Annotated in this window: 28 protein-coding genes; 15 read left to right on the plus strand and 13 right to left on the minus strand. The window is 65.2% G+C overall.

All coding sequences use genetic code 11. The features are described from left to right. The first annotated feature begins 135 nt into the window (after window positions 1-135). Window positions 136-741 (plus strand): TetR/AcrR family transcriptional regulator, encoded by a 606-nt coding sequence (locus tag CSQ99_RS18325; protein WP_099040433.1) that lies wholly within the window; start codon window positions 136-138, stop codon window positions 739-741. On the opposite strand, the gene CSQ99_RS18330 is transcribed toward CSQ99_RS18325, so the two are convergent. Beyond that, window positions 738-1307 carry a TetR/AcrR family transcriptional regulator gene (locus CSQ99_RS18330; protein ID WP_099040434.1) on the minus strand — a complete coding sequence of 190 codons (570 nt, stop codon included), beginning with the start codon at window positions 1305-1307 and terminating at the stop codon, window positions 738-740. The two genes, CSQ99_RS18325 and CSQ99_RS18330, sit on opposite strands and share 4 nt — an antisense overlap. A gap of 53 nt (window positions 1308-1360) precedes the next feature. Between CSQ99_RS18330 and CSQ99_RS18335 the strand changes: the two genes are divergently transcribed. Next, a complete protein-coding gene (locus CSQ99_RS18335; protein ID WP_099040435.1) occupies window positions 1361-2056 on the plus strand; it encodes a class I SAM-dependent methyltransferase in 696 nt (231 codons plus the stop codon). A 13-nt stretch (window positions 2057-2069) separates the two neighbouring features. Here CSQ99_RS18335 and fdxA read toward each other — a convergent pair whose 3' ends face one another. Genes fdxA through boxB form a run of 5 tightly spaced genes read right to left on the minus strand, consistent with a single transcriptional unit; the run spans window position 2070 to window position 8166 of the window. Continuing rightward, window positions 2070-2408 carry a ferredoxin gene (fdxA, locus tag CSQ99_RS18340; protein ID WP_099040436.1) on the minus strand — a complete coding sequence of 113 codons (339 nt, stop codon included), beginning with the start codon at window positions 2406-2408 and terminating at the stop codon, window positions 2070-2072. After that, window positions 2396-3400, minus strand: a complete 1005-nt coding sequence (locus tag CSQ99_RS18345; RefSeq protein ID WP_099040437.1) for an NAD(P)/FAD-dependent oxidoreductase — start codon at window positions 3398-3400, stop codon at window positions 2396-2398. Before CSQ99_RS18345 ends, fdxA begins: the two co-directional genes overlap by 13 nt. Next, window positions 3397-4968 (minus strand): benzoate-CoA ligase family protein, encoded by a 1572-nt coding sequence (locus CSQ99_RS18350; RefSeq protein ID WP_099040494.1) that lies wholly within the window; start codon window positions 4966-4968, stop codon window positions 3397-3399. The genes CSQ99_RS18345 and CSQ99_RS18350 overlap by 4 nt, the downstream gene beginning before the upstream one ends. A gap of 5 nt (window positions 4969-4973) precedes the next feature. Continuing rightward, complete coding sequence (gene boxC, locus CSQ99_RS18355) at window positions 4974-6674, minus strand: 2,3-epoxybenzoyl-CoA dihydrolase (RefSeq protein ID WP_099040495.1); 1701 nt, start codon at window positions 6672-6674, stop codon at window positions 4974-4976. A gap of 10 nt (window positions 6675-6684) precedes the next feature. Then, the gene (boxB, locus tag CSQ99_RS18360; protein WP_218014600.1) at window positions 6685-8166 is read right to left on the minus strand and encodes a benzoyl-CoA 2,3-epoxidase subunit BoxB; all 1482 of its coding nucleotides are present in this window, start codon (window positions 8164-8166) and stop codon (window positions 6685-6687) included. Between the two features lie 231 nt (window positions 8167-8397). Between boxB and CSQ99_RS18365 the strand changes: the two genes are divergently transcribed. After that, window positions 8398-9267, plus strand: coding sequence for a PaaX family transcriptional regulator (locus tag CSQ99_RS18365; RefSeq protein ID WP_099040438.1), 870 nt, complete (start codon window positions 8398-8400; stop codon window positions 9265-9267). A 5-nt stretch (window positions 9268-9272) separates the two neighbouring features. Here the strand turns inward: CSQ99_RS18365 and mmpH are convergent, their stop codons facing one another. The 3 genes from mmpH to manT are packed head-to-tail and all read right to left on the minus strand — an operon-like array spanning window position 9273 to window position 12288. Continuing rightward, complete coding sequence (gene mmpH, locus CSQ99_RS18370; RefSeq protein WP_245908981.1) at window positions 9273-10346, minus strand: MMP endo-(1,4)-3-O-methyl-alpha-D-mannosidase; 1074 nt, start codon at window positions 10344-10346, stop codon at window positions 9273-9275. Beyond that, window positions 10343-11059, minus strand: a complete 717-nt coding sequence (locus CSQ99_RS18375) for a class I SAM-dependent methyltransferase (RefSeq protein WP_099040440.1) — start codon at window positions 11057-11059, stop codon at window positions 10343-10345. The genes mmpH and CSQ99_RS18375 overlap by 4 nt, the downstream gene beginning before the upstream one ends. Further along, entirely contained in the window at window positions 11053-12288 is a 1236-nt protein-coding gene (manT, locus tag CSQ99_RS18380; protein ID WP_099040497.1) for an MMP alpha-(1->4)-mannosyltransferase, read from the minus strand. The genes CSQ99_RS18375 and manT overlap by 7 nt, the downstream gene beginning before the upstream one ends. A gap of 234 nt (window positions 12289-12522) precedes the next feature. Between manT and CSQ99_RS18385 the strand changes: the two genes are divergently transcribed. Further along, on the plus strand, window positions 12523-12906 hold the full coding sequence (locus tag CSQ99_RS18385; RefSeq protein ID WP_099040441.1) for a DUF3224 domain-containing protein: 384 nt from the start codon (window positions 12523-12525) through the stop codon (window positions 12904-12906). Between the two features lie 3 nt (window positions 12907-12909). Here the strand turns inward: CSQ99_RS18385 and CSQ99_RS18390 are convergent, their stop codons facing one another. Next, a complete protein-coding gene (locus CSQ99_RS18390; RefSeq protein WP_099040442.1) occupies window positions 12910-13374 on the minus strand; it encodes a PPOX class F420-dependent oxidoreductase in 465 nt (154 codons plus the stop codon). Between the two features lie 26 nt (window positions 13375-13400). Between CSQ99_RS18390 and CSQ99_RS18395 the strand changes: the two genes are divergently transcribed. After that, on the plus strand, window positions 13401-13883 hold the full coding sequence (locus CSQ99_RS18395; RefSeq protein WP_099040443.1) for a flavin reductase family protein: 483 nt from the start codon (window positions 13401-13403) through the stop codon (window positions 13881-13883). Between the two features lie 48 nt (window positions 13884-13931). Then, window positions 13932-14141 (plus strand): hypothetical protein, encoded by a 210-nt coding sequence (locus CSQ99_RS18400; protein WP_099040444.1) that lies wholly within the window; start codon window positions 13932-13934, stop codon window positions 14139-14141. Here the strand turns inward: CSQ99_RS18400 and CSQ99_RS18405 are convergent. Together CSQ99_RS18405 and CSQ99_RS18410 are read right to left on the minus strand one after the other, a co-directional pair. Next, a complete protein-coding gene (locus CSQ99_RS18405) occupies window positions 14138-14446 on the minus strand; it encodes a hypothetical protein (RefSeq protein ID WP_099040445.1) in 309 nt (102 codons plus the stop codon). The genes CSQ99_RS18400 and CSQ99_RS18405 overlap by 4 nt on opposite strands. Window positions 14447-14453: 7 nt before the next feature. Beyond that, window positions 14454-14984 (minus strand): hypothetical protein, encoded by a 531-nt coding sequence (locus CSQ99_RS18410; RefSeq protein ID WP_099040498.1) that lies wholly within the window; start codon window positions 14982-14984, stop codon window positions 14454-14456. 214 nt (window positions 14985-15198) lie between these two features. Between CSQ99_RS18410 and CSQ99_RS18415 the strand changes: the two genes are divergently transcribed. The 8 genes from CSQ99_RS18415 (at window position 15199) to CSQ99_RS18445 (ending at window position 22649) form a co-directional block, all read left to right on the plus strand. After that, entirely contained in the window at window positions 15199-15498 is a 300-nt protein-coding gene (locus CSQ99_RS18415; protein WP_099040499.1) for a hypothetical protein, read from the plus strand. A gap of 135 nt (window positions 15499-15633) precedes the next feature. Further along, complete coding sequence (locus tag CSQ99_RS18420) at window positions 15634-17028, plus strand: acyl-CoA dehydrogenase family protein (protein WP_099040446.1); 1395 nt, start codon at window positions 15634-15636, stop codon at window positions 17026-17028. 76 nt (window positions 17029-17104) lie between these two features. Next, window positions 17105-18283: a zinc-dependent alcohol dehydrogenase gene (locus CSQ99_RS18425; RefSeq protein ID WP_099040447.1), complete on the plus strand. Its 1179-nt coding sequence runs from the start codon at window positions 17105-17107 to the stop codon at window positions 18281-18283. A 97-nt stretch (window positions 18284-18380) separates the two neighbouring features. After that, on the plus strand, window positions 18381-20207 hold the full coding sequence (locus CSQ99_RS18430; RefSeq protein WP_245908982.1) for a hypothetical protein: 1827 nt from the start codon (window positions 18381-18383) through the stop codon (window positions 20205-20207). Continuing rightward, window positions 20207-20380, plus strand: coding sequence for a hypothetical protein (locus tag CSQ99_RS31030; protein WP_176561081.1), 174 nt, complete (start codon window positions 20207-20209; stop codon window positions 20378-20380). Before CSQ99_RS18430 ends, CSQ99_RS31030 begins: the two co-directional genes overlap by 1 nt. Window positions 20381-20382: 2 nt before the next feature. Further along, complete coding sequence (locus tag CSQ99_RS18435) at window positions 20383-20799, plus strand: hypothetical protein (RefSeq protein WP_099040500.1); 417 nt, start codon at window positions 20383-20385, stop codon at window positions 20797-20799. Continuing rightward, a complete protein-coding gene (locus CSQ99_RS18440; protein ID WP_176561082.1) occupies window positions 20796-22088 on the plus strand; it encodes a hypothetical protein in 1293 nt (430 codons plus the stop codon). Before CSQ99_RS18435 ends, CSQ99_RS18440 begins: the two co-directional genes overlap by 4 nt. A gap of 9 nt (window positions 22089-22097) precedes the next feature. Beyond that, window positions 22098-22649: an isochorismatase family protein gene (locus tag CSQ99_RS18445; protein ID WP_099040449.1), complete on the plus strand. Its 552-nt coding sequence runs from the start codon at window positions 22098-22100 to the stop codon at window positions 22647-22649. A 3-nt stretch (window positions 22650-22652) separates the two neighbouring features. Here CSQ99_RS18445 and CSQ99_RS18450 read toward each other — a convergent pair whose 3' ends face one another. Further along, entirely contained in the window at window positions 22653-23492 is an 840-nt protein-coding gene (locus CSQ99_RS18450; protein WP_099040450.1) for an enoyl-CoA hydratase/isomerase family protein, read from the minus strand. Window positions 23493-23541: 49 nt separating this feature from the next. Here CSQ99_RS18450 and glgX point away from each other — a divergent pair, with 49 nt between their 5' ends. Further along, a complete protein-coding gene (gene glgX, locus CSQ99_RS18455) occupies window positions 23542-25695 on the plus strand; it encodes a glycogen debranching protein GlgX (RefSeq protein ID WP_099040451.1) in 2154 nt (717 codons plus the stop codon). Window positions 25696-25700: the final 5 nt, after the last annotated feature.

Raw genomic sequence — 25700 nt, forward strand, 5'->3', positions numbered from 1 at the left:
GCGCACTCCCAGCCATCTCATTAAGACAACAGTCTTCTTGGCACTGCGGCGGACTGGTACTACGGTGTACCGCAGCTTTGTGTAGTACGGTACCGGTTGGTACCAGCTGCATGCAAGGGTCCCGAGGGAGGTGACATGTCGACCGCAGTCGAACAACTCGATTCCGCCGACACCGCCGACCCGTTCCGGGACCGCTTACTCGACGGCATGGCCGCATCGATCGTCGAGCGCGGCTTCCGCGACAGCACCGTGGCAGACATCGTCCGACACGCCCGCACCTCGAAGCGCACGTTCTACGCACAGTTCGCCAGCAAGGAAGACTGCCTGATCGAGCTGCTCCGCCGGAACAACGACACCCTGATCACCAACATCCGCAATGCCGTCAACCCGGAGGCGGACTGGGAGGACCAGATCCGCCAAGCCGTCGGCGCATATGTCGACCACATCGGCGCGCGGCCGGCGATCACACTGAGCTGGATCCGCGAGCTTCCCGCACTGGGCGCGGTGGCCCAGCCGCTGCATCGGCAGGCCATGGAACACCTCACCGACATGCTGGTCGATCTCAGTGACAGCCCAGGCTTCCGGCGCGCTCAGATCTCACCGCTCTCCCGGCCGCTGGCGCTGATCCTGCTGGGTGGTCTGCGTGAGCTGACCGCGCTGTTCGTCGAAGCGGGCCACGACGTGCAGGGCATCGTCGAGCCGGCCATCACCGCGTCGACGGCGATCCTCGGCCCGCGCTAACTCAGCATCAGCCGCGCGGATTTCTCCAGCCTGTGGGCGATCTCCGCATACGACGCGTAGCCCATTCCGGCGCGGACGAGTGCACCGGAGTACAGCATCTCCAGCGCGTCGACGACCTCAGGATCGATGTCGGGCCCCAGCGCAGCGGACAGCCGGTCGCGAATGTCGCGCCCGATGCGCTGGCGCAACACCTCGACATCGGCATCCCTGCCGAGCAGAGCATTGGTTACCGCACAAGCGAATTCGGGTTCGTCGGCAACCAGGAGTGCGATGTGGCGCAGAACCTCGGTGACGCGCGTGGCCGGGTCGCCGGAGTCATGATTCGCCGGAGGCGAGGCGACGAGACGGCGCCAGAACACCTCGGCGACCAGGTGCTCCTTGGACGAGAAGTAGGTATAGGCGGTGGCCGCACCCACGCCGGCCTCTGCCGCCACCCGACGTACGGTCAGACCGGTGAAACCATCTCGGCAGAGGAGTTCGACCGCGGCCCTGCCCAGACGATCGACGGTGTCGGCCTGCTTGGCGGTCAGACGGCGCCGAGTCGCCTCCAGCGCCGTGTCGGACACATGTCCGGACGCTACTACAACTGCCATTGACCAGCAACGGTAGGTTGGTCCCCATGAGCACTACCAACACTGCCCTGTCTGAGGGTGCTGACACCGAACTCCCCGAGGCCGCCGCACGCCTGTTCGCACTTGCCGACGAGGTGATCGGTTTCATGCCCGCCGACGAAGGTCGCACGCTGTACGACACCGCTGTCCGCTACCTGAAGGACGGCGTCGGCGTGGAGATCGGCACGTACTGCGGCAAGTCGACGGTGATGCTCGGCGCGGCGGCCCAGCAGAGTGGCGGGGTCGTCTACACGATCGACCACCACCACGGTTCCGAAGAGCACCAGGCGGGCTGGGAGTACCACGACGAATCGATGGTGGATCCGGTGACCGGACTGTTCGACACGCTGCCGACGTTGCGGCACACCCTCGACGCGGCCGGGGTGGACGACCACGTCGTCGCGGTGGTCGGGCGGTCGACGACGGTGGCGCGCGGTTGGCGAACACCGTTGCGGCTGTTGTTCATCGACGGCGGCCACACCGAAGAGGCCGCGCAGCGCGACTTCGACGGCTGGGTCCGGTGGGTTGAGGTCGGCGGCGCGCTGATCATCCACGACGTGTTCCCGAATCCGGACGACGGCGGCCAGGCGCCGTATCACGTCTACCGCCGTGCGCTCGACACCGGCGACTTCCGCGAGGTCCCGGCGACCGGGTCGATGAGGGTGCTCGAACGCGTGTCCGGCGTGCCCGGCGAGACGATCTGAGGCGCAACGGAAGTCACGCTGGTCGTCGCTGAGCTACGAGTGCGGTGTCCACACCGACGGGCCCCATCCCACTCGCGCCGCCCGGCGACCCGATCGGTGCGTCGCGCCCGGGTAGGACATTGACGAAGAACTGCCGGTTGTCCTCGATGAACGAGGAGTCCCCAGCGGGCACCCGCCGGTCCTGGCTGATGGCCTCGACCGGGCAGACCGGTTCGCAGGCACCGCAATCGATGCATTCGGCGGGATTGATGTAGAGCTTCCGCTCCCCCTCGTAGATGCAGTCGACCGGGCACTCCTCAATGCACGACCGGTCCATGACATCGATGCACGGACCGGCGATCACGTACGGCATCGCCGACCCCCCGCGTCGTCGGTGGAATGTCCGGGGAAGAGTTGCGCGTCTGGGTGAATGTGTACGGCAGCGTTGTTCACCGCTGTCGCCACCTCACCGAAACCGGTGGAGATGAGCCGGACTTTGCCGTCGTAGTCCACGACATCCCCGGCGGCGAAGATGCCGTCCCGCGCGGTCCGCATCGCGGAGTCGACTACGATGTGCCGGTTGTCACGCAGCGTCAACCCCCAGTCCCGCAGCGGCCCCATGCTCGCTACGAAACCGAGCGCCGCAATCACTCGCTGGCAGTAGAGCCGACGAATCTCGCTGTACCCCTTGATGGCTACGTCAGCATGGGTGATCGCCCCATTGCCGCCGATCGACCGTACCTCGGCATCGGTAACGAGACTCACCGTGGACCTCTCGACCTGCATCACGGTCGACGCGTGGGCACGGAATGAGTTTCGCCGGTGCACGACGGTGACGGATGCCGCGATGTCTTCGAGCATCAGCGCCCAGTCGAGCGCGGAGTCACCACCGCCGACGATGACCACGTCGAGGTCGTCGTACGGTTCCGGGTCGGGAACGAAATACTCGAGTCCGTTGCCGAGGTAGTCCTCGCCGGCGGCGAGTTTGCGCGGCTCGAATGCCCCGATACCGGCTGTGATGACCACTGCCCCGCAACGGATCTCGTCACCAGTGCTGGTCGTGATGATATGCCGGAGATCAGCGCCGGTGGTGAGATGTCGGGCCTCTTGGCCCAGCAGGTAGGTGGCGCCGGCAGATGCGGCTTGCTCACCCAGTGCGTCGACGAGGTCACGTCCCTTGACTGCGGAAAAGCCTGCGACGTCATAGATCTGCTTTTCCGGATACATCGCGGTGACTTGCCCGCCGGGTTCGGTCGACGAGTCGATGACGGCCGTGTGAAGCCCACGGACGCCGGCGTAGTAGGTCCCATACAGGCCCACCGGACCGGCTCCTACGACGAGCAGGTCTACGTCGTACGTCGTCACTGCGCAACCCGCGGCGTCACGACGTGGGCCATCATCTCTCTCACGCGATAGCGCTGCAGTTTTCCGGTCGCGGTCTTGGGCAACTCGGTGGAGAATTCAACAGCGCGCGGCAGTTTGAAGGCGGCCAGACCCCTGCGACACCATTCGATCAGTTCGGCAGCGCCGACGTCGTCGTGGCCGGGGACGCGGACAACCAGCGCTACCGGCTTGTCGATTCCGTCCTCGCCGGGAGCGCCGACGACCGCAGCTTCGGCGACCGACGGGTGTTCGAGCAGGCGACCCTCGACTTCGGCGGGTGCAACCCAGATGCCGCCGGCCTTCAGGAGGTCGTTGGACCGTCCGAGACATCGATAGTAGCCGGACTCGTCGATGACATAGGTATCGCCGGTTCGAAGCCATCCTCCTTGGAAGACAGCCTGATTGGCCTCGGGTCGCTGCCAGTAGCCGGCAGCGATCGACTCACCGCAGACGTACAGGTCGCCGGGTACCCCGGGCGCGACGGTACGTCCTTCGTCGTCCCTGACCTCGATCTGGTAGCCAGGGACCGGCTTGCCCGTAGTGCCGGGTTGAATGTCATCAGGACGATTCGATAGGAATATGTGCAGCGCCTCGGTGGAGCCGATTCCGTCGAGGATGTCGACCCCGAAGCGATTCTTGAACTGACTGTGGACGGCGACCGGCAACACTTCACCGGCCGAAACGCACAGACGTACCGACGCGAACGAATCGTCGGGCAACTCGGACTGCACCAGGCTCGAGTAGAACGTCGGCACCGCGAAGAACAGGCTCGGCGCGGTTGAGACCATCCGCTCGCGCATCGAGTCGGGAGTGGGCCGCAGAGGTTGCAGGACCGCGGTACCGCCCGCCGCGAGCGGGAAGAACAAGCTGTTGCCGATGCCGTATGCGAAAAACATCTTCGCCACCGACAGACACCGGTCCTCCTGCCGGATGTTCAGGGTTCGGCGGCCGAAGGATTCGTATACATGACGGATGTTGGCATGGCGATGCATGGCCGCCTTCGGCTTACCCGTGGTGCCGGAGGTGTAGAGCCACAACGCAGCGGTGTCAGGTTCTGTCAGGGCGGGGACCTGCGGGTCATCGAGCAGATCTGCCCACAAATGGACTCGCAGATCGGCACGGAGTGGCCTGAACATCAGGTCTGCCTCGGCATCGATGACGACGAGGTTCCCTATGTCACTACAGGATTCGACACCGGGCAGCACCGCCTCGACATACTCCCCGGTGGCGATGACCGCCCGTGCGCCTGCGTCGCGCAGTATCTGCTCGAGTTCTCCGCCGGTCAGCATCGTCGACGCAGGCACCGCAATCAGACCTGCGTGGAAGGTGGCCAGTATCGCGGTGGCCATCTCGACACCGTCGCTCATCACCATCACGACCCGGTCGTTGGGGCGCAACCCGAGTGCGCGGAGTCCACCGGCGAGTCGTGCCACATCGTCGGAGAGCTCGCGGTAGGTCCGCGTGTGAGAGCCGATCAGCGCTACCTTGTCGCCGATTCCCTCCCGTACCTGTCGGTGTACCAGGAAGTCGGCGGCGTTGAAAAAGTCCATCGTGTTCACACCCGCTCGGTGTCGTAGCTTGCGCGTGCGCCGGTACCGTATCGCCTCAACGCACCGTCGGGGCCGGCAGCGTTGGGCCGCACGAAGATCCAGTTCTGCCAGGCAGTCAGTCGACCGAAGATCTTTGACTCCTGGGTTTCGGGCCCGACGAACCGGTGATTGGCTTCCATGCCCGTCAACGCGTCGGGCGACAGCGCCGCCCGCTCTTCGAGGATGATGCGAAGCTCCTCGCCGAAGTCGATGTCGTCGAGAACAGACGTGACCAATCCGAGCCGTCCGGCGACATCCGCAGACAGGGGTTCATCGATTCGGTCGGCGATGGCGGCGAGGAGTTCGGGATGGCCATAGAAACGGGACTCCATCCGCGTCAGCCCGTTGCCCATGGGAAACGCGCCGAAATTCGATTCGCTCACTTCGAGCGCGGCGGGAGATGCGTCCGGCTCGGCATCCTCGTAGATCCCCTCCAGCATGTATTGGCGGTCACTGGCCAATGCCAGCTCCAAAAGAAACCCGACGTAGGCACTGCCCGGCTCGACCACCGCGAAAAGGCTGCGGCTCGTCACATCCAGCCGCTTGAGTGTCCGCTTGTAGTAGTGGATCACCTCGTTGACGAACCAGTCATCCGCGAGCTCGCGAAGTTGCCGATCATATGCTCGTACCCGATCGCAGTCGCCGACGACGCGGAACACCCAGGTACCCAACTCGATTTCGTTTGTTCGCAGGTGCAGGATCACGTCATCCAGCTCGCGGGTGAGCGCCAACGGCCAGTAGTCCGCACCTGCTGAGGTGACTCCGCGGGCGTCGGGTGGCGGCGCCGAATCAGGCGCCGACACGACGATGTCGACGCGACGCTCCGCACGGTGCAGCGTCGCCCGAACGTACCGGTAGACGATCGCGTCGCCCTCGGTCCGTCGGGCCAGCGGCGTCAGGGCCACGCCCTGACGATCGTCGGGTCGTGATGAGCTTTCGGTAGCGTTCTCGGCGATCGCCTGAACTCGTGCATCAAAGCACGCCGGAGGCACCGTTTCATCTATGAGTCCCCACTCGACGGCGGTATCCCCGCGCACTCCTTCTGATTTCGTCGCAAACGCATCCGCACGGTCCTTGCGCACCTTGCGTTTGTCGACCACCCGCGTCAACCCGCCGGTGCCCGGTAGGACGCCCAGCAACGGAACCTCGGGAAGGGATATCGCAGATGAACCGTCGTCGACCAAGACGATCTGGCTGCACGCCAGCGCCAGTTCATATCCGCCACCGGCCGCCGTGCCATTGAGCGCAGCGATATAGGTCTGACCGGAGCACTCGGTCGCGTCCTCGATGCCGTTGCGGGTTTCGTTGGTGAACTTGCAGAAGTTCACCTTCCATGTGTGTGGTGACTGCGCGAGCATCCGGATGTTGGCCCCTGCGCAGAACATCCGGTCCATTCCGCCGGTCAGCACGACGGCCTTCACTTCCGGATGCTCGAATCGCAGGCGCTGGACGGCGTCGTAGAGTTCGATATCGACGCCCAGGTCGTACGAGTTCATCTTGAGCTCGTACCCGGCGACGATCCCGGCGTGCGCGTCCACGGCGAGCGTAAGCGTCGCGATCGGCCCGTCGGTCGCCAACCGCCAGTGACGATATTCGGACGGTTCGGTCGTGAACGCGACGGTGGGGGTATCGCCCCGTATCGCGGGTGCAGTCGTGGCAGCGGTCATGACCGTCTCCTCAGGCCAGGGCTTCGTCACGTAGGTGCACGTAATCGAATTCCACTGGCTGGTCGTTGATTCCGGTCTTCGGCGGCGCGATCCAACCAGCGAACTCACCGGGCTGGTAGTGCGCCACCATCAGGTCGGCAACACGGGACCGGTCCTCATCGGTCGGCAGCCAGTCGTCCTCGCGGCGATTCCAGTCCGCGGCCGTCAGTACGTCGCCATCCGGTGAGATGAAATGCCCGGCGTAGTTGCCGATGCTTCGATTGAAGCCCTCGTGCGGGAGAACCAGTCGCTCTTGGCGGCCCGCGTTCTCGAGCGCCTGGTTCCATCGGCGTACACCGTTGCGGCAATCGGCGACATACTCGTCGCGTAGGTCCAGATTGAGAGCATTGAGGTACGGCACCGACTCCTCGGTGATGCGGCCGCCTGTCACCGTTCGGGCCGGGTAGGCGGCGTTCGCCAGGATGTGGTCATCCTGGCGCCGGGTCTCCTGCCAACGTCCCTTCAGTCCGCCGGTGTAGTACGCGGCGGCATTGGACGACTGCTCGGACCCGAACAGGTCCATCGACACGGAGAACTGCGCGTTCAGATACTTCTGAATGACTGGGAGCGGGATACCGCCGTGCTCGAAGACCTTGTCCGAGCCGTGCGCCGCCATCAACTCCGCAGTGCGCTCGACCGTGCGCTGCACTCCGGTGGTTCCGACGAACATGTGGTGGGCTTCTTCCTTGAGCATGAACTCGCAGGTCCGCGCCAAGGGATCGAACGCCGATTCCTTCAACGTTCCGAGCTGATACTTGCCGTCCCGGTCGGTGAAATAGGTGAACATGAAGAACTGCAGCCAGTCGGTCGTCTTCTCGTTGAACGCACCGAGAATTCGCGGCGTGTTCACATCGCCGGAATTTCGCTTGAGTAGCTGCTCGGCCTCGTCTCTGCCGTCCCGACCGAAGTATGCGTGCAGTAGGTACACCATCGCCCACAGGTGGCGTCCCTCTTCGACGTTGACCTGGAACAGGTTTCGGAGGTCGTAGAGACTGGGTGCGCTTCGGCCGAGGATGCGCTGCTGTTCGACGGATGCCGGTTCGGTGTCTCCCTGAACGATGATCAGTCGCATCAGCTCGGCACGGTATTCACCGGGCACCTCCTGCCACGCCGGCTCGCCCTTGTGCTTCCCGAATCCGATCGTTCGGTCGCCTTCGCGTTCGGCGAGGAAGATGCCCCAGCGATACTCGTTCATCGGGACATGGGCGAAATGGGCCCAGCCATCCCGCCCGACGGCGATCGCGGTCCGTAGATAGACGTCTTTCGTAGGAAGTTCAGGACCGAGCGACTTCCACCATTGCAGGAACTTCGGTTGCCATCCCTCGAGTGCCCGCTGCAGCCGACGGTCGGCCGACAGGTTCACGTTGTTCGGGATGCGTTCGCCGTAGTCGATCTTGCTCAGCGGCCCCCTGGGGGCAGGCGCTGCGCCTGTTCGTGTCTCGTCAACCGCCACACTGCCTCCAGAATCTGTCCTTAAATGTTCTACACTATATCCGACGAACGCAATACTAATGTGGCATATTTGAAGCGATAGGGTGCCGCCCCTATGGTCGGCGACGGATAGTCCTCTACAGGGGATCAGCGCTGCGCAGTTGAACCGTCGCGGCTCAACTCGTGCGTCGGTGGTCAGCGTTGTGATGCACTCTTAGCGGGAACAGCGCATCAAGTACGAAAGGATGGGGCCATGACGGCCGCCGAGCACCTCGCCGGGGACGACGCTGCGCTCGCGGGGTCCGAGCGCCGGGAGGTGGGGTCGAGTGCGCGCAGCCTCCTGCTCACGATCCTCGGCGAGTTCGTGCGCCCTCGCGGGGCCGCTGTCTGGACGGCGACGTTGGTGTCGAGCCTCGGAGTTCTCGGAATCGAGGAGAAGGCCGCTCGCCAAGCAATCGCACGGTCGGCGGCCCACGGAGTCCTGGAGTCTGAGAAGTCGGGGCGCCGAGTGTCGTGGCATATCACGCAACCCGGAACTCGGCTCCTTTCGGAGGGCGCCCGGCGCATCTACGGCTTTCTGACGGACGCGCCGCCGTGGGACGGCGAGTGGCTCGTCCTCTCTGTCGGCATCCCGGAGACGCAGCGGCGACTGCGTCACCGGTTGCGCACGCGGCTAACGTGGCTGGGGATGGGCTCTCCCAGCCCAGGGATCTGGATTCTCCCGGACGTGAGCAAGGTCGGCGAGGTCGCAACGATCATCGACGACCTCGGCCTCGAGGGACGGGCGTTCGCCTGGACGGGCAAGCTCGCCTCCGTCGGCAAAACCGAGTCACTCATCGGGGACGCGTGGAACCTGGGCGAAGTAGAAGAGCGCTACGCGGAGTTCCTCACCACCTTCGGCAAGCTGCGCGCCACCACACCGGTCGAGGCATTCCAAGCGCAAGTGCGGTTGGTCCATGCGTGGCGACGATTTCCCTTCCTGGACCCTGGGCTTCCACGTGAACTGCTCGATCACGACTGGCCTGGCCCTGAGGCGGCCGCGTTGTTTCATCGCCGCCACGACGAATGGCATGGCGGCGCCCAGAGATACTGGACCGAATTGGAGGTGCTGTCGTCGTCGTGAGGCGGCTAGCGGTCGCTGGTCGCACACTCGCAGTCGTACTCGCCTTCGAGGCCCCGTGGCAGATCCACGCCTCGGAAGATGCCGTTGGCCGCGGTCGTTCGTGACAGCGCATCGGCCGCGAGGATCATCGCTCCGCCGGTCCACGTGGTGCGCTCCACCGGCCACCGCTTACCGTCGGCATAGACCAGACCGGTCCAATAGGAGCCGTCCTCTTCACGCAGATGGTGCATCGCCTCGAACTGCTGATGTGCGCGCGCCCTGTCGCCGATCGCATCCAATGCCATTACCAGCTCACAGGTTTCGGCTCCGGTGACCCACGGCCTGTCGTCGACGCAACGGATACCGAGGCCGTCGACCACGAAGTCGTCCCACCGTTCGTCGATGCGCGACCGCGCGGCAGCGCCGCGCAACGCGCCCCCAAGCACCGGGTAGTACCACTCCATCGACCACCGGTCCTTGGTGACGAAGGCGTCCGGATGCTCGGCGATCACATGGCCAAGGCGGCCGACGGCCAGCTCCCACTCCGGCTGCGGATCGTTGAAGTAGTCCGCGAGCGCCAGAGCACACCGCAGGCTGTGGTAAATGCTCGAGCACCCGGTCAGCAGCGCCTCGGGCTCCAGTCCGTTAGGGCTTCTGGCCCAGGAGATTTCGCCGCCATTGAGCTGCATGCCGAGTACGAAGTCGACTGCCTTCGTGACCACGGGCCACATCGTCTCGGCGAATCGTCGGTCACGGGTGATCAGTACGTGGTGCCAGACGCCTGTTGCGATGTAGGCGCAGAAGTTGCTGTCGCTGTTGGAGTCCTCGATGACGCCGTTGCGGAACTGGATCGGCCATGAGCCGTCGGCCCGCTGCGTCCTGCGGCACCACTCGAACGCCGCGCGTGCGGGCTCGAGAAGTCCTGCCGCCGTGAGCGCCATCGCATTCTCGACGTGATCCCACGGATCGGTGTGGCCGCCTTCGAACCACGGAATCGCACCCGTCGACTCTTGCGTCTCGGCAATCGACCGGGCGGTCTGGCGGCACTGCGCAGGCGTCAGGATGCCGCGCACTCCGGGAACGTCACGAGTCAACGTCAAACCACCGGCTTCTCGAAGTACATCGCGACGCTCTTGCCGATCAGGGGGTTGAGCACCGACTCCGCCGTCCGCGTGAGCCACGGCCGGCTCATCATGTCCCACACCAGCAATTTGTGATACGCGACCACCGCGGGGTGATCCGACTTCTCGGTTCCGACAGCGCATTTCAGCCACCAGTAGGGGGCGTGCAGCGCATGCGCGTGGTGGGTATCGGTGAGCCGCAGGCCATGGGCTAGCACTTTGTCACGTAGCTCGTCGGCCTTGTAGATCCGGATGTGCCCGCCCTCGTTGGCGTGGTACTCGTCGGAAAGGATCCAGCACAGCTTCTCGGGCAGCCAACGTGGCACCGTGATCGCCAGCGAGCCACCAGGTTTGAGCACACGGACAAGTTCTGCGATCGCGCGGTCGTCCTCGGGCACGTGCTCGAGGATCTCCGAGGCGATCACGCAGTCGAAAGTGCCGTCGGCGTAAGGCAATTCCAGCGCATCGCCCTTGACCGCCTGTGCGGTCGCCGATGCGGGCGCCTCGCCCTTGTCCTTCATGGCCTGCAGGATCTCGTCGACGTCGTTGAGATCGGTGACGCTCTGATCGAAACCGATCACGTCGGCACCGCGTCGGTACGCCTCGAAGGTGTGTCTACCGGCGCCACAGCCGACGTCGATCACCTTGGTGCCCTTGCCGACGCCAAGCCGGTCGTAGTCGACGGTCAACATTTCGCAACTCGCTCACGTGCTTGCTCATACACCGCAACCGTCTGCGCGGCAACGGATTCCCAGCTGAATACATCGACGGCGCGCCGACGGCCGTTCTCGCCGAGCCGACGCAGCTCCATCGGCGAGTCGAGCAGTTCGCCCAGCACTCTGGTCAACTCGTCGACGTCGGCCGGCGTGACGAGCCGAGCGCATTCGCCGTCGGCGCCGACCACCTCGGGCAGCGCTCCCGCACGGCTCGCGACAATCGGTGTTCCACTGGCCATCGCCTCTACCGCAGGCAGCGAGAAGCCCTCGTAAAGCGAAGGGATACAGGCAACTTCGGCAGATGCCAGCAGGTCGGCGAGCTCGGCGTCGGTAACCCCGCTCGAACTGTGGACGATGTCGGAGATGCCCAGTTCGGCGATCAGCTTCTCGGTCGGCCCATTGGGTTCGAGCTTGGCGACGAGCTGAAGTTCGAGGTCACGCTCAACCCGTAGCCGTGCGACGGCGTTCAGCAGATGCGCAACGCCCTTGAGCGGCACGTCGGCACTCGCGATCGCGATGATGCGGTTGCGCACCCGTCGCTCGGACGGCTTGAACAGTTCGGTGTCCACGCCGAGGGGCACGACGTGTAGCTGATCGGGCGACACCCCGAAGTCCTGGGCGATGTCGGCGGCCGACGTCGATGACACGGTCAGCAGCTCGGGGATGCGCCGCGCGACGTCCTTCTGCATCTCGGCGAAGCCGTACCAGCGCCGCACGAGGGGCTTGCGCCACCACGGTGCCGCCGACACGTCCAGAACGCGGTCTCGGGTGATCGGATGATGCACTGTCGCGACGACCGGCATGCCACGCTCGGCGATCTTGAGCAGACCGGTGCCGAGACACTGGTTGTCGTGGACCACGTCGAAGTCGTCGAGGCGCTCGGCGAGCGCGCGGGCGGCCCGCAGGCTGAAGGTCTTGGGCTCGGGGAATCCCGCGGTCCAGGTCGCCAACAGCTCGCGCAGATCGATGCTCGTCTTGATCTCGCTGGGCCACGGGATGCGGAACGGGTCCGGTTCGCGGTAGAGATCCAGGCTCGGCACCTTGGTCAGGCGGACCCGGGGATCAAGGCCGCCGGGGTAAGGCTGTCCCGAGAACACCTCGACGTCATGGCCGAGCTCGACGAGGCCGCGAGACAGGTGCCGGACGTAGACCCCTTGCCCTCCGCAATGGGTCTTGCTCCGGTACGACAGCAAAGCGATGCGCATGATCAGCTCACGCCGATGCGCGCAGGCGGACACGTCCAGGTCCGGTGAGCAGGACAAATCGTGTCACTCAAAAACTCCGAACCTCTCTGGACATGTGTCCAGACTATAGTTTGACTAGCTATCGGACGCAACGCGTCCGTACTGCTCTGACTACCACATACGCCGCGATGCGCGCTCTTCGGCCTGTTCAGTCCGGGTCGGTTCCAAACCCCTCACCGGGGGTATTCGCCGGTGATGACCACACAAATCAAGGCGGCATTCGAGATCGGCAGTTGGGACGAGACGCCGTTCGAAGACGGCGACGAGGAGACGAAGCTCACCGAGGCGTTGGTTACCAAGCGCTACTCCGGGGACATCGACGGCACCTCGACGACCAAGTGGCTGATGGCCTACGCACCGGACAAGTCGGCGACCTACGTCGGGGTCGAGCACATCACCGGAACCGTCGGCGGCCGGCGCGGCGGACTGGTTCTGATGCATGACGGCGAATTCGCCGACGGTGTCGCCACGGCGACCATGCGGGTCGTGTCGGGCACCGGCGAGCTCACGGGCGCGACCGGCAGTGGGAAGTTCCGCGCCGATCCGGCCGGCTCGCTGCTGCTGGATCTCGACGCCTGAGTGCTATTGCTCTCGTTCGGGCGGGAAGCCGCCGGTGGCCACCGGGCCCCACCGCGTCGGCGTGACACGGATCAGGCACTTGCCCTGGTCGACCATCGCCTGCCGGTATTCGTCCCAGTCGGGATGTTCGCCGGAGATGGAACGGAAGTAATCCACCAGCGGCTCGACGGCGTCGGGCAGGTCGATGACTTCGGCGTCGCCGTCGACCTGTACGTAGGCGCCGTTGAACTCGTCGGACAGAACCGTGATGCTCGCGCGTGGCGTGCGCTTCAGGTTCGTGGACTTGGCCCGCTGCGGGTAGCTCGAAATCACGATCCGGCCGTGGTCGTCGACCCCACCTGTCACCGGCGAACTCTGCAACGATCCGTCCGCGCGAAAAGTGGTGAGCACCATGCGATGTCGCGGTCGGACGAACTCCAGCAGCTGGGGCAGATCGACGGCGTCGGAAGACGCATACTTTCTGGACATAGCCCAACCCTAGTGACGGGAAAGCGATGGAAGCCTTCGAGAAACTTGTCTCAATGCTGGACTATCCGATGTACGTCGTCACCACCAGCGCCGGTGACAAGCGGGCCGGCTGCCTGGTCGGGTTCACGAGCCAGGTGAGTATCGGGCCGCCGCGATTCATGGTCGGCCTGTCCGAGAAGAACCACACGTATCGGGTCGCATGCGACGCGACCCATCTGGCCGTGCATCTGTTGCCGCGGCGGCACAGCGAGCTGGCCCGGCTGTTCGGCAGCGAGACCGGTGACCGCACGGACAAATTCGCGCGGACCGCATGGCACGAAGGACCGCATGGCCTGCCGATCCTCGAAGATGCGGCGGGATGGTTCGTCGGCGAGGTGCTCAGCCGATACGACGTCGGTGATCACGTCGGATTTCTGCTGCAGCCGGTCGAAGGCGATGCGCCGGACACATTCGACCAACTGGTGACCTTCGCCGATGTTCGCGATCTGGAGCCAGGGCACGAAGCGTGAGCCTGCGGACTTCCGTCACGTGTCAGAACCCGGAGGTATGATTCGAACATGCGTTCGGATAAAGAAGCGCTCGTCGAGGCGCTGGAAGCAATTGAAGCCGGTTGCAAGGCCGTCGGCGTGTTCCCGTTGGAGACGCTGTCGCGTAGCGATGGTCAGGCACTGCTCGCCCGGCTGGACAAACTGGACCAGAAGTTGGTCTCCCTGCAGCGGAGCCTGAACGGTCGACTGATCACCACTGCACCTCGGATGTCGGCCTAGTTGGCCTTCCGTTTGAGCGTCCACGCCGGAATCCAGTGCGTCACCGCTCTGCGGCGGGCCCCGTAGGCGATCTCGTAGGTGACCAACCCCCACCAGTGGCCCTGCTCGCAGATGGCCCAGCACGACAACCTGCCCTCGACGACCGAGTGCATCTGCAATCCCGCCGGGTTGTAGCCGCCCGTCCGATGCGGCTCGCGGGGGAACACGGTGGCCAGGTCGACGAGCACCGCCACCGCCGGGTCGACCCGGCGGAAGGCCTGCTGCACGGGTTGCCCGTTGTAGCCGATCGACTGGAGCTCACCCACCGTTCGATCATACGTTCGAACAGGGCGTCACGAACGCGAACGGACGTGGGTAGCCCAGCCCGGTCAGTCGTGACTCCCGGACCGCGGCAACATCGACCGACCGCAACTCCCCTGACGACGGCTCGTAGCAGGTCAGCCGCCCTTCAGCCGTCGCGACGATCAGCACCCAGTGCCTCGGAATCCCCCGGCCCACGAGCATCGCCACCGGCCGGTCGGCGCTGACCGCCGCCACCACATCGAACAGATTGTCGCGGCGGCCGCGGAACAGCCGCCAGCGGTAGCAGACCCCGGCCGTGGCTCCCATCGCCGTCAGCGCTCGCGCCATTCCCCACGGCGTCGTGCCGAGCCGCCGAGGCCAGATTCGGTTCACGTCGGCATGCACACGCAATTGTTCCGCCGCGAACAGTGCTGCCCCGGATTCCGGTTCGGCCAACGCCGCATGGCGGGCGGGATCGAGCAGCGCGCCGGCCATCACCGCGACCGAGGGGCCGCACGTCACCCCGTCGCGCTGGCGCAGCCGAAGACCGGCGAGCTTCATCGGATCCAGTGTGCGCCGACTGGTCCAATTGCATTCGGCGATCGTGGGCCACCCGCAGTTTCCCCAGCGCGATTCCTGCCACTTGGCAACCAATTGCTGCCACCGGAATTAAATGCCTGACCTGGTGGTTTACCAGATCAGTTGCAGCGATAGATGCGAGGAGATGCTGCGGCTGAGAATACGAAACGCAAGAGAGTAGAGGGCTCCAAAGATGATGAAGAGGCTTGGATTCGCCACCGTCGCCGCGAGTGCACTGGCCGCCGCTTTTTTCGGGCTAGCTGTGCCGGCTTCGGCCACGCCGGCGGGTCCAGGGAACGCGCAAGACACGATCAGCGATCTGCAAGCTCACGGCTTTACGGTGATCGTCAACCGCATCGGTAACGCGCCGCTCGAAGAAGCCAGCGTTATCGCAATACGTTCAGAACAGACGTACAGCCCGGCGGCTCTCAAAGGGCCGGGAAACGACCTGCGGGTAAAGGTGCCCAACAAAACGGTCTACGTCGACGTGAAGTAATAACCGGTGAATTAGCCCCTCACCACGACAAGCCCCCGCGATGTTCCCCCAGGCATCCGGGGGCTTGTCCCTGTCAACGGCCATTTCCGTGAACAAGTGTTTCGGATTGACAGCAGGCGGCTAATCGAGGCCCTGATGACCTTCGACCTCACGCCGACTGCGGCGCAACACGACCTGGCCCGCCGCACCCACGAATTCGCCGAACAGGTGGTCCGTCCGGTGGCGGCCGAATACGACCAGCGCCAGGAGTTCCCATGGCCGGTCCTGGAGGAAGCGGCGGTCCAGGGCTTCTACAGTCCACTGTTCTACCGCGATCTCATCGGCGACCCGACCGGGCTTTCACTGCCGATGTTCATGGAGGAGTTGTTCTGGGGCTGTGCCGGGATCGGGCTGGCGGTCGTGATGCCCGCCCTGGCTCTCTCCGCGATCGGCCAGGCGGCTTCGCCGGAGCAGATGCTCGAGTGGGCACCCGAATGCTTCGGAACACCAGGCGATCTCAAGCTGGCTGCCCTGGCGATCTCCGAACCCGAGGGCGGCAGCGACGTGCGGAATCTACGCACCACGGCCCGCCGCGACGGTTCGGGGCCGGATGCCGACTGGATCATCAACGGCCACAAGATGTGGATCGGCAACGGCGGCATCGCCAACGTCCACGTCGTCAACGCCGTCGTCGACGAGGAGCTCGGCCACAAGGGCCAGGCGCTGTTCGTCGTCCCCGGCGGTACGCCGGGCCTGGAGATGGTCCGCAAGCTCGACAAAATGGGTTGTCGAGCCTCACACACCGCCGAGCTGAAGTTCAACGACGTCCGGGTGCCCGCAGCCAACCTGCTCGGTGGCCAGGACAAGCTCGACCACAAACTCGCCAGGGCGCGCGAAGCCATCGAAGGCGCCGCGCATTCCGGTTCAGCCACGCTCGGCACGTTCGAGCAGACACGACCGATGGTCGCCGCGCAGGCCCTCGGGATCGCCAGGGCTGCACTGGAATACGCCACCGAGTACGCCAACCGGCGCGAAGCGTTCGGGGCGCCGATCATCGATCACCAGGGCATCGCGTTTCCGCTCGCCGACCTCGCCACCCAGATCGACGCCGCGCGGTTGCTCACGTGGCGGGCCTCCTGGATGGCGGGCAGCGGCGTGCCGTTCGAACGCGGCGAGGGATCGATGTCGAAGCTGGCCGCCAGCGAGGTGGCCGTGAAAACCACCGAGCGCGCCATCCAGACCATGGGCGGATGGGGCTACGTCAAGGACCATCCCGTCGAGAAGTGGTATCGAGATGCCAAGCTGTACACCATCTTCGAGGGAACCAGCGAGATCCAGCGCATCGTGATCGCCAACGCACTCGGCGCCGCTGACGGAAAGCCGCCGCTGCACGTCGACCTCGAACCCACCGGCGGACCGCTCAACCGAATGTTCGGCCGCGGTACACCCGTGCGGACCCAGGTCGCCAGCGCGGCGCTCTCGGCCAAGGACCAGGTTCCCGCGCCGCTCATGCGGTTGGCGATGAAGGTGTTGCAACCGCCCCGCAAGTGAGGTTTGGGCCATGCCCGAGCGGGCACGTGACTCGTAACCGTCAACCGTCAACCGTCAACCGTCAAGGGAGGATCCGATGCGAGCAGTTACGTGGCAGGGGCGACGAAAGGTATCCGTCGACAATGTGCCCGATCCGGCGCTCAAGGAGCCCAACGACGCGATCATCCGGGTGACGAGCACCAACATCTGTGGGTCCGACCTGCACCTGTACGAAGTGCTCGGCGCCTTCATGAGCCCGGGCGACATTCTCGGGCACGAGGCGATGGGCATCGTCGAGGAAGTGGGCCGTGAAGTCGAGAACCTCAAAGTCGGCGACCGGATCGTGATCCCGTTCAACATCTGTTGCGGGCACTGCTTCATGTGCGGGCAGGGTCTGCAGAGCCAGTGCGAGACGACGCAGAACCGCGATCAGGGCACCGGCGCCGCGCTGTTCGGCTACTCGAAGCTCTACGGCGAGGTCGCCGGCGGGCAGGCCGAGTACCTGCGCGTGCCGCAGGCTCAGTACACGCACATCAAGGTGCCCGACGACGGGCCTGACGAACGCTACGTCTATCTATCCGACGTGCTGCCCACCGCGTGGCAGGGCGTCGAGTACGCCGACGTGCCCGACGGCGGCACGCTCGTGGTGCTGGGTCTGGGACCCATCGGATCGATGGCCTGCCGCATCGCTTCCCATCGCAAGAAGTGCACGGTGATCGGCGTGGACCTGGTCACCGAGCGGCTGGACCGCGCGCGGCAGTACTGCTCGGAGGTCGTCGACCTTCGAAGCAACGATGCCGAAGAAGTCGTCAATAGCTACACCTCGGGTCGCGGCGCCGACGCTGTGATCGACGCCGTCGGGATGGAAGCCCACGGATCGCCGGTCGCGACCGCCGCGCAGACCGCCAGCGGGTTCCTGCCGTCGCCGGTCGGCCGTGCGGTGATGAAGCACGCCGGTGTGGACCGCCTCGCGGCGTTCAACATGGCGATCGCGCTGGTGCGCAGGGGCGGCACCATCTCACTGTCCGGTGTGTACGGCGGAGCGGCGGACCCGATCAATCTGATGACGCTGTTCGACAAGCAGATTCAACTGCGGATGGGCCAGGCCAACGTCAAGAAGTGGATTCCCGACATCATGGGATTGCTCACCGACGACGACCCCCTCGGCGTCGAGCAGTTCGCCACCCACCGGCTGCCGCTCTCGGCGGCCCCCGATGCCTACGAGACCTTCCAGAAGAAAGAGGACGGCATGGTCAAGGTGGTCCTCACCCCCTGACGCGCGGTTACCCGATACCCCTGGTTTCAGGTTGGGCAGTTCTGGCAACATTACCGACGGGTAAGTTTTCCGGCGCTAATCAACGGGTGGAATGAAAATGGATTCTCTTGCTCAAGGCAGCGAGGGTGGCGGGGCCGCGCTCAACGAAATCATCGGCTTGACGGTCGCCGGCGGCGTCGTCGCGGCGATTCTGCTGTGGATCGGCTGGATGCACCGCAATCACAAGATCACGTGGCTGACCAGCCTCGCCGACTGGACGGGCCGCCGGTTCAAACGGCCCCCGTGGGTGGCGCTGCCGGTGGGGATGTTCATCGCGTCCATCATCTGCGCGCTGTTCGGCTTCATCTGGGACGTCAGCCTGCACATCGGCAACGGTCGAGACGACGGCGCGTTGGCCAATCCGGCGCACTACTTCATCCTCATCGGGTTGTTCGGCATCTTCGTCGCGGGGTGCACCGCGATGGTGCTGCCCCTGGGAGAAGATGCCCGGCCCGGCCCCGCAGCGGTCCGGATCACCGACGACTGGTACGCGCCGGTCGGTGGACTGGTGATGGCCGGATGCGGCCTCTACGCACTGATGGGCTTTCCCCTCGACGACGTCTGGCACCGCATCTTCGGGCAGGACGTCACCCTGTGGGGTCCCACCCACTTGATGATGATCGGCGGCGCCGGCTTCTCCACCTTGGCCGCGTTGTACCTCGAACACGAGGGTCGCAAGGCCAGGACCGACGACACCCCGCCGGATGGCATCGGCCTCAAGTTCGTCCAGTACCTCGCCTTCGCCGGTGTGCTGATCGGCGCGTCGGTCTACCAGATCGAATTCGACTTCGGGGTGCCGCAGTTCCGGCAGGTGTTCGAGCCCATGCTGATTGCCGCCGCAGCCGCGCTCGCCTTGGTGGCCGCCAGGATCTTCATGGGCCGGGGGGCCGCCCTCATCGCCGCGGTCGTCGCCATTGGTTTGCGCGGGATCGTCGCCTTCCTGGTGGCTCCCGTCCTGGACGCGCCCGTCAACTGGTTCCCGCTCTACCTCGGGGCCGCAATCATCGTCGAACTGCTCGCCCTGACCCCACTGCTGAAACGACCCGTCGTGTTCGGCCTGGTTGCCGGACTGGGCATCGGCACCGTGGGGCTCTGGGTGGAGTCACTGTGGATCAACGCCGTCTACTACCACCCGTGGCCAACGAGCATGTGGCCGGAAGCGCTGGCCATGGCCGTGCCGGTCGCCATCCTCACCGGTGGATGCGGCGCGATGATCGGCATGGTGCTGACGGGCCAGCGGTTACCCGGCCGCGCCATCGGCGTCGGGCTCGTCGCACTCACGGTCCTGGTCATCGGCGGCGCGGCGGCCAATGGTCTGCGCTACGACGTCCCCCAAAGTGCTTCGGCCACCATCACTCTCACGGATGTGCCCAGTAGCGACGGCGAACGTTACGCGACGGCCGACGTGCAGCTCACCCCGGCGAACCTGGTCAGCGACGATCCCAACTGGGTGTCGGTGCTGGGTTGGCAGGGTGGACTGGACAACGACCGTGGGATGTTCGTCGACAATCTCGAGAACGTGGGTCCGGGCCACTTCCGGTCCACCGAGCCGATGCCGGTGTCCGGTGAATGGAAGACGCTGCTGCGGCTTCACGACGGCAGAACCTTCGCCGCCGTGCCGATCTATCTGGCGGGCGATCCCGGCATCGGCGCACAGGAAGTGCCTGCTGAGGCGTCCACGACGCGACCGGTCGTCGCCGAGATCACCATCCTGCAACGCGAGCGCAGTCCTGACATCCCCCAGTCGCTGTGGCTCATCGGCTGCTTGATCGTGCTGGTCTGCACACTCGCAATGATCGCCGGAATCACCTGGGGCGCAGGCCGGATCAATAACAGCGAACCGCATGCCAGCGAGGCCGAGCTGCAGCCGACCGCGCAAGCATGATGCCCGAACCCAATGTCGTCATCCTGGCTGATCACTCGGTCTGGCTCGCCGTCCCGGCGTTCGCCCCTGCCTTCGTGGTAGCGGGGGTCGTCGTTTACGTCGCGGTGAGAAATCGGCGCAAGGGCGACGCACCTCGCAGCGACGGGACGGCCGCGGCAGGAGAAGACGGGTGACCGTGAGAAGCGCAACGGTTCTGTCAATTTTCGTCACGGTCGCCTTCCTGGCCGCCGGTTGTGGCGGTGGCGAAAGTCTAAGCGGCACACAGGCCAGCTCGTCAGCGTCGACGGTCAACCCCTCGGACGTGACCGATCAGCAGGCGCCGGCCGATCGGCTCGTCGTGGACGTCAAGATCGCGGGTGGCACGGTGACGCCCACCAACGAGCAGTTGGAGGCGACGGTCAATGAGCCGATCGTCTTCCGTGTCGATAGCGACGCCGTCGACGAGTTGCACGTCCACTCGAACCCCGAGCACTCGTACCAGATCGAGGCCAAACCCGGCCAGTCATTTCAGTTCACCGTCGCCGTGCCCGGCAAGGTCGATGTCGAGCTGCATGAGCTGAACAAGACCGTCGCCACCATCACCGTGCGGTGAACGCGGACGGACCGGTGACCGTACTGGCCCATGGACTGGGCGGCTCAGCGGATCTTCCGATCCCGTTCACGTACGCGCTGATCGGTGCGGCGTGGGCACTCACGTTCACGTTCGCCGTGGTAGCACTGGCGTGGCGCAAGCCGCGATTCGATCCCGACAAGCCCGGCCGTGAGCTGCCGCGCTGGGTGACCGCCGCAGTCGACGCACCGGTCACCCGCTGGGCGGTCGGCATCATCGGCCTGCTGCTCGCGGTGTGGGTGGCCCTGGCCGCATTCCTCGGTCCGCAAAACGCCGACAATCCGCTGCCCGGCATTTTCTACGTGCTGATGTGGGTCGGGCTGGTCGCGGTGTCGCTGGTGCTCGGCCCGGTGTGGCAGGTGCTCTCACCGGTGCGCACGGTGCACCGATTGCTCGGCGGCAAGTCGCTGCGCAGCTATCCGGCGGCGCTAGGGTACTGGCCTGCGGCGCTGGGCCTGTTCGCGTTCGTATGGCTGGAGCTGGCCAGTCCAGATCCGGGATCGCTTGCCGCCATTCGGATTTGGCTGCTTATCTACCTGGCAGTCACCCTCACCGGAGCTTTGGTGTGCGGCGCGCGCTGGTGCGCGCGCGCCGACCCTTTCGAGGTGTACAGCATGGTGGTGTCGCGGTTGTCGGCGCTGCGGCGCAACCGCGACGGCCGCATCGCGATCGGCAACCCGTTCGACCATCTGCCGTCGCTGCCGGTGCGACCGGGCATCCTCGCGGTGCTGGCGGTGCTACTGGGGTCGACGGCGTTCGACAGTTTCTCGGCGAGGCCGCAATGGCGCACGTTCATCGACGAGACTGCGGGATCCGCCGCGACGGCAACGCTGATCAACACGGCGGGACTGCTGGTGTTTTCCGGGGTGGTCGCGGCGACGTTCTGGTTAGCCGCAAGGGCGACCGGCGGAGTCGATCACGAACAGCGGCGCGCACTGCCGGGGCAGATGGCGCATTCGCTCATCCCGATCGTCGTGGGCTACGTGTTCGCGCACTACCTTACGTACCTGATCGAGCGGGGACAGCAGACCGTCCACCTGCTGCTGGGTATGGACGCCGACGTGAACTACTTTCTGTCCCTTCATCCTTCGCTGCTGGCCACCCTCAAGGTCGGCTTCGTGGTCGCCGGGCATGTCGCCGGTGTGGTGGCCGCGCACGACCGGGCGCTGCGTCTGCTGCCCAAGGCCCACCAGTTGACGGGTCAACTCGCGATGATGCTGGTGATGGTCGGCTATACGTTCACCGGGCTGTACCTGTTGTTCGGAGGGTAAATTTTTATTATGCGGGCACTGATCATCACCGACGTTCAGAACGACTTCTGCGAGGGCGGTTCGCTGGAGGTGAGTCGGGGCGCCGAGGTAGCCAGCGGCATCAGCGAGTTGCTCGCGGGTGACCACGGCTACGCGCACGTCGTCGCCACCAAGGACTTCCACATCGATCCCGGTGAACATTTCTCCGACCATCCGGACTATGCGGTGTCGTGGCCGCGGCACTGTGTAGTCCAGACATCGGGCGCCGAATTCCATCCGAACCTGGACACCAGTGCCGTCGAGGTTGTCTTCCGCAAGGGCCAGTACGCGGCCGCCTACAGCGGTTTCGAAGGCGCCGACGACGACGGCACACCCTTGGCCGACTGGCTGCGGGAACGCAGCATCGATGGGGTCGACATCGTCGGCATCGCGACGGATTACTGCGTGCAAGCGACGGCCGCCGCCGCCGTGGAGGCGGGCTTCGCCACTCGCGTGCTGCTGGACCTGACAGCCGGCGTCGCGCCCGAGTCGACGGCCAAGGCCATCGAGGACATGCGCGCCGCCGGCGTCGAGATCAGCTAGCGCTCAACCCGGCACGGTGGGGTCCACCGGGTTGCCCGACCACTCGGGCGGCCTACCCGCTTGGAAGGCGCGCACACCTTCCTTCGCGTCGTCGTGCGCCATGACCGCGAGGTGGATCTCGGTTTCGCGGCGGCCCACCGCTGCGCGGTCGAGGTCGAACGAATCCCACAACAACCGTTTGCTGGCCGCCACCGACATCGGCGCGGTGTTGGTGGCGATGTCATGCGCCACCTCCAGGGCTGCGGGGAGCACCTCGTCGGCGTCGAGCACCCGGCTGCCCAAGCCGAGCTCAACTGCCCGATGCCCGTCGAATGTCGCTCCGGTCAAAAGGATTTCGGCGGCGTTGGCGATCCCGACCAGCCGCGGCAGCACCCAGTGCGAGTACGCGTCGCCGACGACTCCGCGCCGCACCTGGACAACGCCGTATCGGGCGTCGCCGGCGAAGAACCGGATGTCGCACTGCAGCGCCAGCGTCAGGCCCAACCCGATCGCATGGCCGTTGACCGCGGCGATCACCGGCTTTGACAGCGTCCAGGCGGGCACGTCGATGCCGGCCGCCGAGAACCCCGCTCCGGGCGCGGCAAAGGTGTCTTCGCCCGCGGCGAGATCGGCACCTGCGCAGAACGCGGGCGGTGCGCCGGTCAGCACGATGGCACGCACTCCGTTGTCGCGGTCGCAGGCTCGGTAGGCGTCCACGAGCTCCTCACGCATCCCGTCGCCGACGGCGTTTCGCTGTTCGGGCCGGTTGAGCGTGATGGTTGCCACACCACCATCGATGGCCAGCAATAATGTGCGGTATTCGGACGACGGGCTCATTGGTTGTAATGCTGTCGCATTGGGCATCCCTTAACGTCGCCTTCATCCGTATCCGTCGATCTTTGGAGCCATAACCTTGACGCAAGCCGCCAACCAGCAGGTCACCACCCAGTTTGAGGTCTGGCCCGGAAAGGCCTACCCGCTGGGTGCGACCTATGACGGCACAGGCACGAACTTCGCGCTGTTCAGCGAGGCGGCCGACCGCGTCGAACTGTGCTTGTTTGATGCCGACGGCGTCGAAACTCGACTCACGCTGCCCGAGGTCGACGGCTTCGTCTGGCATGCATTCATCCCCAACGTCGAGCCGGGGCATCGCTACGGCTACCGGGTGCACGGAGCGAACGACCCCGACGCAGGCCACCGATGCAATCCCAACAAGCTGCTTCTGGACCCGTACGCCAAGGCTATCGAGGGCAACTTCGACTGGAATCAGTCGCTGTTCGGCTACAACTTCGGCGATCCCGACAGCCGCAACGACGACGATTCGGCGGCCAGCATGCCCAAGTGCGTCGTCATCAACCCGTTCTTCGACTGGGGCGTCGACCGCCCGCCGGGCCACGAGTACGCCGACACCGTCATCTACGAGGCACACGTCAAGGGACTCACACAGACGCATCCGGACATCCCCGAGCAGATCCGCGGCACCTACGCCGCCGTCGCGCACCCGGTGATCATCGAGCATCTGAAGACGTTGGGCGTCAACGCGATCGAACTCATGCCCGTCCACCATTACGCGAACGATTCGACGCTGATCGAGAAAGGTCTGTCCAACTACTGGGGATACAACACCATCGGGTTCCTGGCTCCGGATTCCAAATACAGCTCCAGCCCCAACCCCGGCGGGCAGGTGCAGGAGTTCAAGGCGATGGTGCGCGCATTGCACGAGGCGGGCATCGAGGTGATCCTCGACGTCGTCTACAACCACACCGCCGAGGGCAACCACATGGGCCCGACGCTTTCCATGCGCGGCATCGACAACGCGGCCTACTACCGACTTGTCGAAGACGACAAGCGTTACTACATGGACTACACCGGGACCGGCAACAGCCTCAACGTCAGGCATCCACACACGCTGCAGCTGATCATGGACTCGCTGCGGTACTGGGTGACCGAGATGCACGTCGACGGTTTCCGGTTCGACCTCGCTTCGACGCTGGCCCGCGAGTTCTACGATGTGGACCGGCTGTCGACGTTCTTCGAACTAGTGCAACAGGATCCGACGGTCAGCCAGGTCAAGCTGATCGCCGAGCCGTGGGACGTCGGTCCGGGCGGCTATCAGGTCGGCAACTTCCCGCCGCAGTGGACGGAATGGAACGGCAAGTACCGCGACACCGTGCGCGACTACTGGCGCGGAGAGCCGGCCACGCTCGACGAGTTCGCCGCCCGGTTGACCGGCTCAGCCGATCTCTACGAGAACACCGCGCGGCGGCCGGTGGCGTCGATCAATTTCGTCGTCGCCCACGACGGGTTCACCTTGCGGGACCTGGTGTCCTACAACGAGAAACACAACGACGCCAACGGCGAGGACAATAACGACGGGGAAAGTCACAATCGGTCGTGGAACTGCGGGGTCGAAGGTCCGACCGACGACCAGGAGATCAATGCGCTGCGCGCCCGGCAGCAACGCAACTTCCTGACCACACTTCTTCTTTCCCAAGGCGTTCCGATGCTCGCGCACGGCGACGAACTCGGGCGCACGCAGGAGGGCAACAACAACGTCTACTGCCAGGACAACGAATTGTCCTGGATCGACTGGTCGACCGCAGACACCGAGCTGATCGAGTTCACCGGCGCCGTGTCGGCGCTGCGCGCCGCGCACCCGGTGTTCCGGCGGAAGCGATTCTTCTCCGGCGTCCCGGTGCGCAAGCGCGGAGGCGACGGCCTACCCGACATTGCGTGGTTCGCACCCGACGGCTCGGAGATGAGCGACGAAGACTGGGACTCCGGGTTCGCCAAATCGATTGCGGTGTATCTCAACGGGCACGGCATCCCTGATCTCGACGAGCGCGGCCAGCGGGTGACCGACGATTCGTTCGTGCTGTGCTTCAACGCCCATTTCGAGCCGATCGAGTTCGCGCTGCCCGAAGACCGGTTCGGTCCAGCATGGATCCCGGTGATTGATACCGCCGGGGACCCGAACGCCGAAGGCGAACCCAAACCCGTCGCCTCCGGCGGCGCGGTGACGGTGGAGGGTCGCGCGGTCGTGGTGCTGCAGGCGGCCTCTCTCTAGCCGGT

It is taken from the genome of Mycobacterium neglectum (genome assembly GCF_002591975.1).
GTDB classification, from domain to species: Bacteria; Actinomycetota; Actinomycetes; order Mycobacteriales; family Mycobacteriaceae; genus Mycobacterium; species Mycobacterium neglectum.

What these genes read in the sequence shown, in the direction of transcription:
- CSQ99_RS18325 (WP_099040433.1), top strand. Translation starts at nt 136, where the DNA reads ATGTCGACCGCAGTCGAACAACTCGATTCCGCCGACACCGCCGACCCG.
- CSQ99_RS18410 (WP_099040498.1), bottom strand. Translation starts at nt 14,984, where the DNA reads ATGAAGCTCGCCGGTCTTCGGCTGCGCCAGCGCGACGGGGTGACGTGC.
- CSQ99_RS18415 (WP_099040499.1), top strand. Translation starts at nt 15,199, where the DNA reads ATGAAGAGGCTTGGATTCGCCACCGTCGCCGCGAGTGCACTGGCCGCC.
- CSQ99_RS18350 (WP_099040494.1), bottom strand. Translation starts at nt 4,968, where the DNA reads ATGGACTTTTTCAACGCCGCCGACTTCCTGGTACACCGACAGGTACGG.
- CSQ99_RS18375 (WP_099040440.1), bottom strand. Translation starts at nt 11,059, where the DNA reads ATGTTGACCGTCGACTACGACCGGCTTGGCGTCGGCAAGGGCACCAAG.
- fdxA (WP_099040436.1), bottom strand. Translation starts at nt 2,408, where the DNA reads ATGCCGTACGTGATCGCCGGTCCGTGCATCGATGTCATGGACCGGTCG.
- CSQ99_RS18420 (WP_099040446.1), top strand. Translation starts at nt 15,634, where the DNA reads ATGACCTTCGACCTCACGCCGACTGCGGCGCAACACGACCTGGCCCGC.
- CSQ99_RS18390 (WP_099040442.1), bottom strand. Translation starts at nt 13,374, where the DNA reads ATGTCCAGAAAGTATGCGTCTTCCGACGCCGTCGATCTGCCCCAGCTG.
- CSQ99_RS18335 (WP_099040435.1), top strand. Translation starts at nt 1,361, where the DNA reads ATGAGCACTACCAACACTGCCCTGTCTGAGGGTGCTGACACCGAACTC.
- CSQ99_RS18430 (WP_245908982.1), top strand. Translation starts at nt 18,381, where the DNA reads ATGGATTCTCTTGCTCAAGGCAGCGAGGGTGGCGGGGCCGCGCTCAAC.
- CSQ99_RS18425 (WP_099040447.1), top strand. Translation starts at nt 17,105, where the DNA reads ATGCGAGCAGTTACGTGGCAGGGGCGACGAAAGGTATCCGTCGACAAT.
- CSQ99_RS18395 (WP_099040443.1), top strand. Translation starts at nt 13,401, where the DNA reads ATGGAAGCCTTCGAGAAACTTGTCTCAATGCTGGACTATCCGATGTAC.
- CSQ99_RS18385 (WP_099040441.1), top strand. Translation starts at nt 12,523, where the DNA reads ATGACCACACAAATCAAGGCGGCATTCGAGATCGGCAGTTGGGACGAG.
- CSQ99_RS18365 (WP_099040438.1), top strand. Translation starts at nt 8,398, where the DNA reads ATGACGGCCGCCGAGCACCTCGCCGGGGACGACGCTGCGCTCGCGGGG.
- manT (WP_099040497.1), bottom strand. Translation starts at nt 12,288, where the DNA reads ATGCGCATCGCTTTGCTGTCGTACCGGAGCAAGACCCATTGCGGAGGG.
- CSQ99_RS18450 (WP_099040450.1), bottom strand. Translation starts at nt 23,492, where the DNA reads ATGCCCAATGCGACAGCATTACAACCAATGAGCCCGTCGTCCGAATAC.
- CSQ99_RS31030 (WP_176561081.1), top strand. Translation starts at nt 20,207, where the DNA reads ATGCCCGAACCCAATGTCGTCATCCTGGCTGATCACTCGGTCTGGCTC.
- CSQ99_RS18400 (WP_099040444.1), top strand. Translation starts at nt 13,932, where the DNA reads ATGCGTTCGGATAAAGAAGCGCTCGTCGAGGCGCTGGAAGCAATTGAA.
- CSQ99_RS18445 (WP_099040449.1), top strand. Translation starts at nt 22,098, where the DNA reads ATGCGGGCACTGATCATCACCGACGTTCAGAACGACTTCTGCGAGGGC.
- boxC (WP_099040495.1), bottom strand. Translation starts at nt 6,674, where the DNA reads ATGACCGCTGCCACGACTGCACCCGCGATACGGGGCGATACCCCCACC.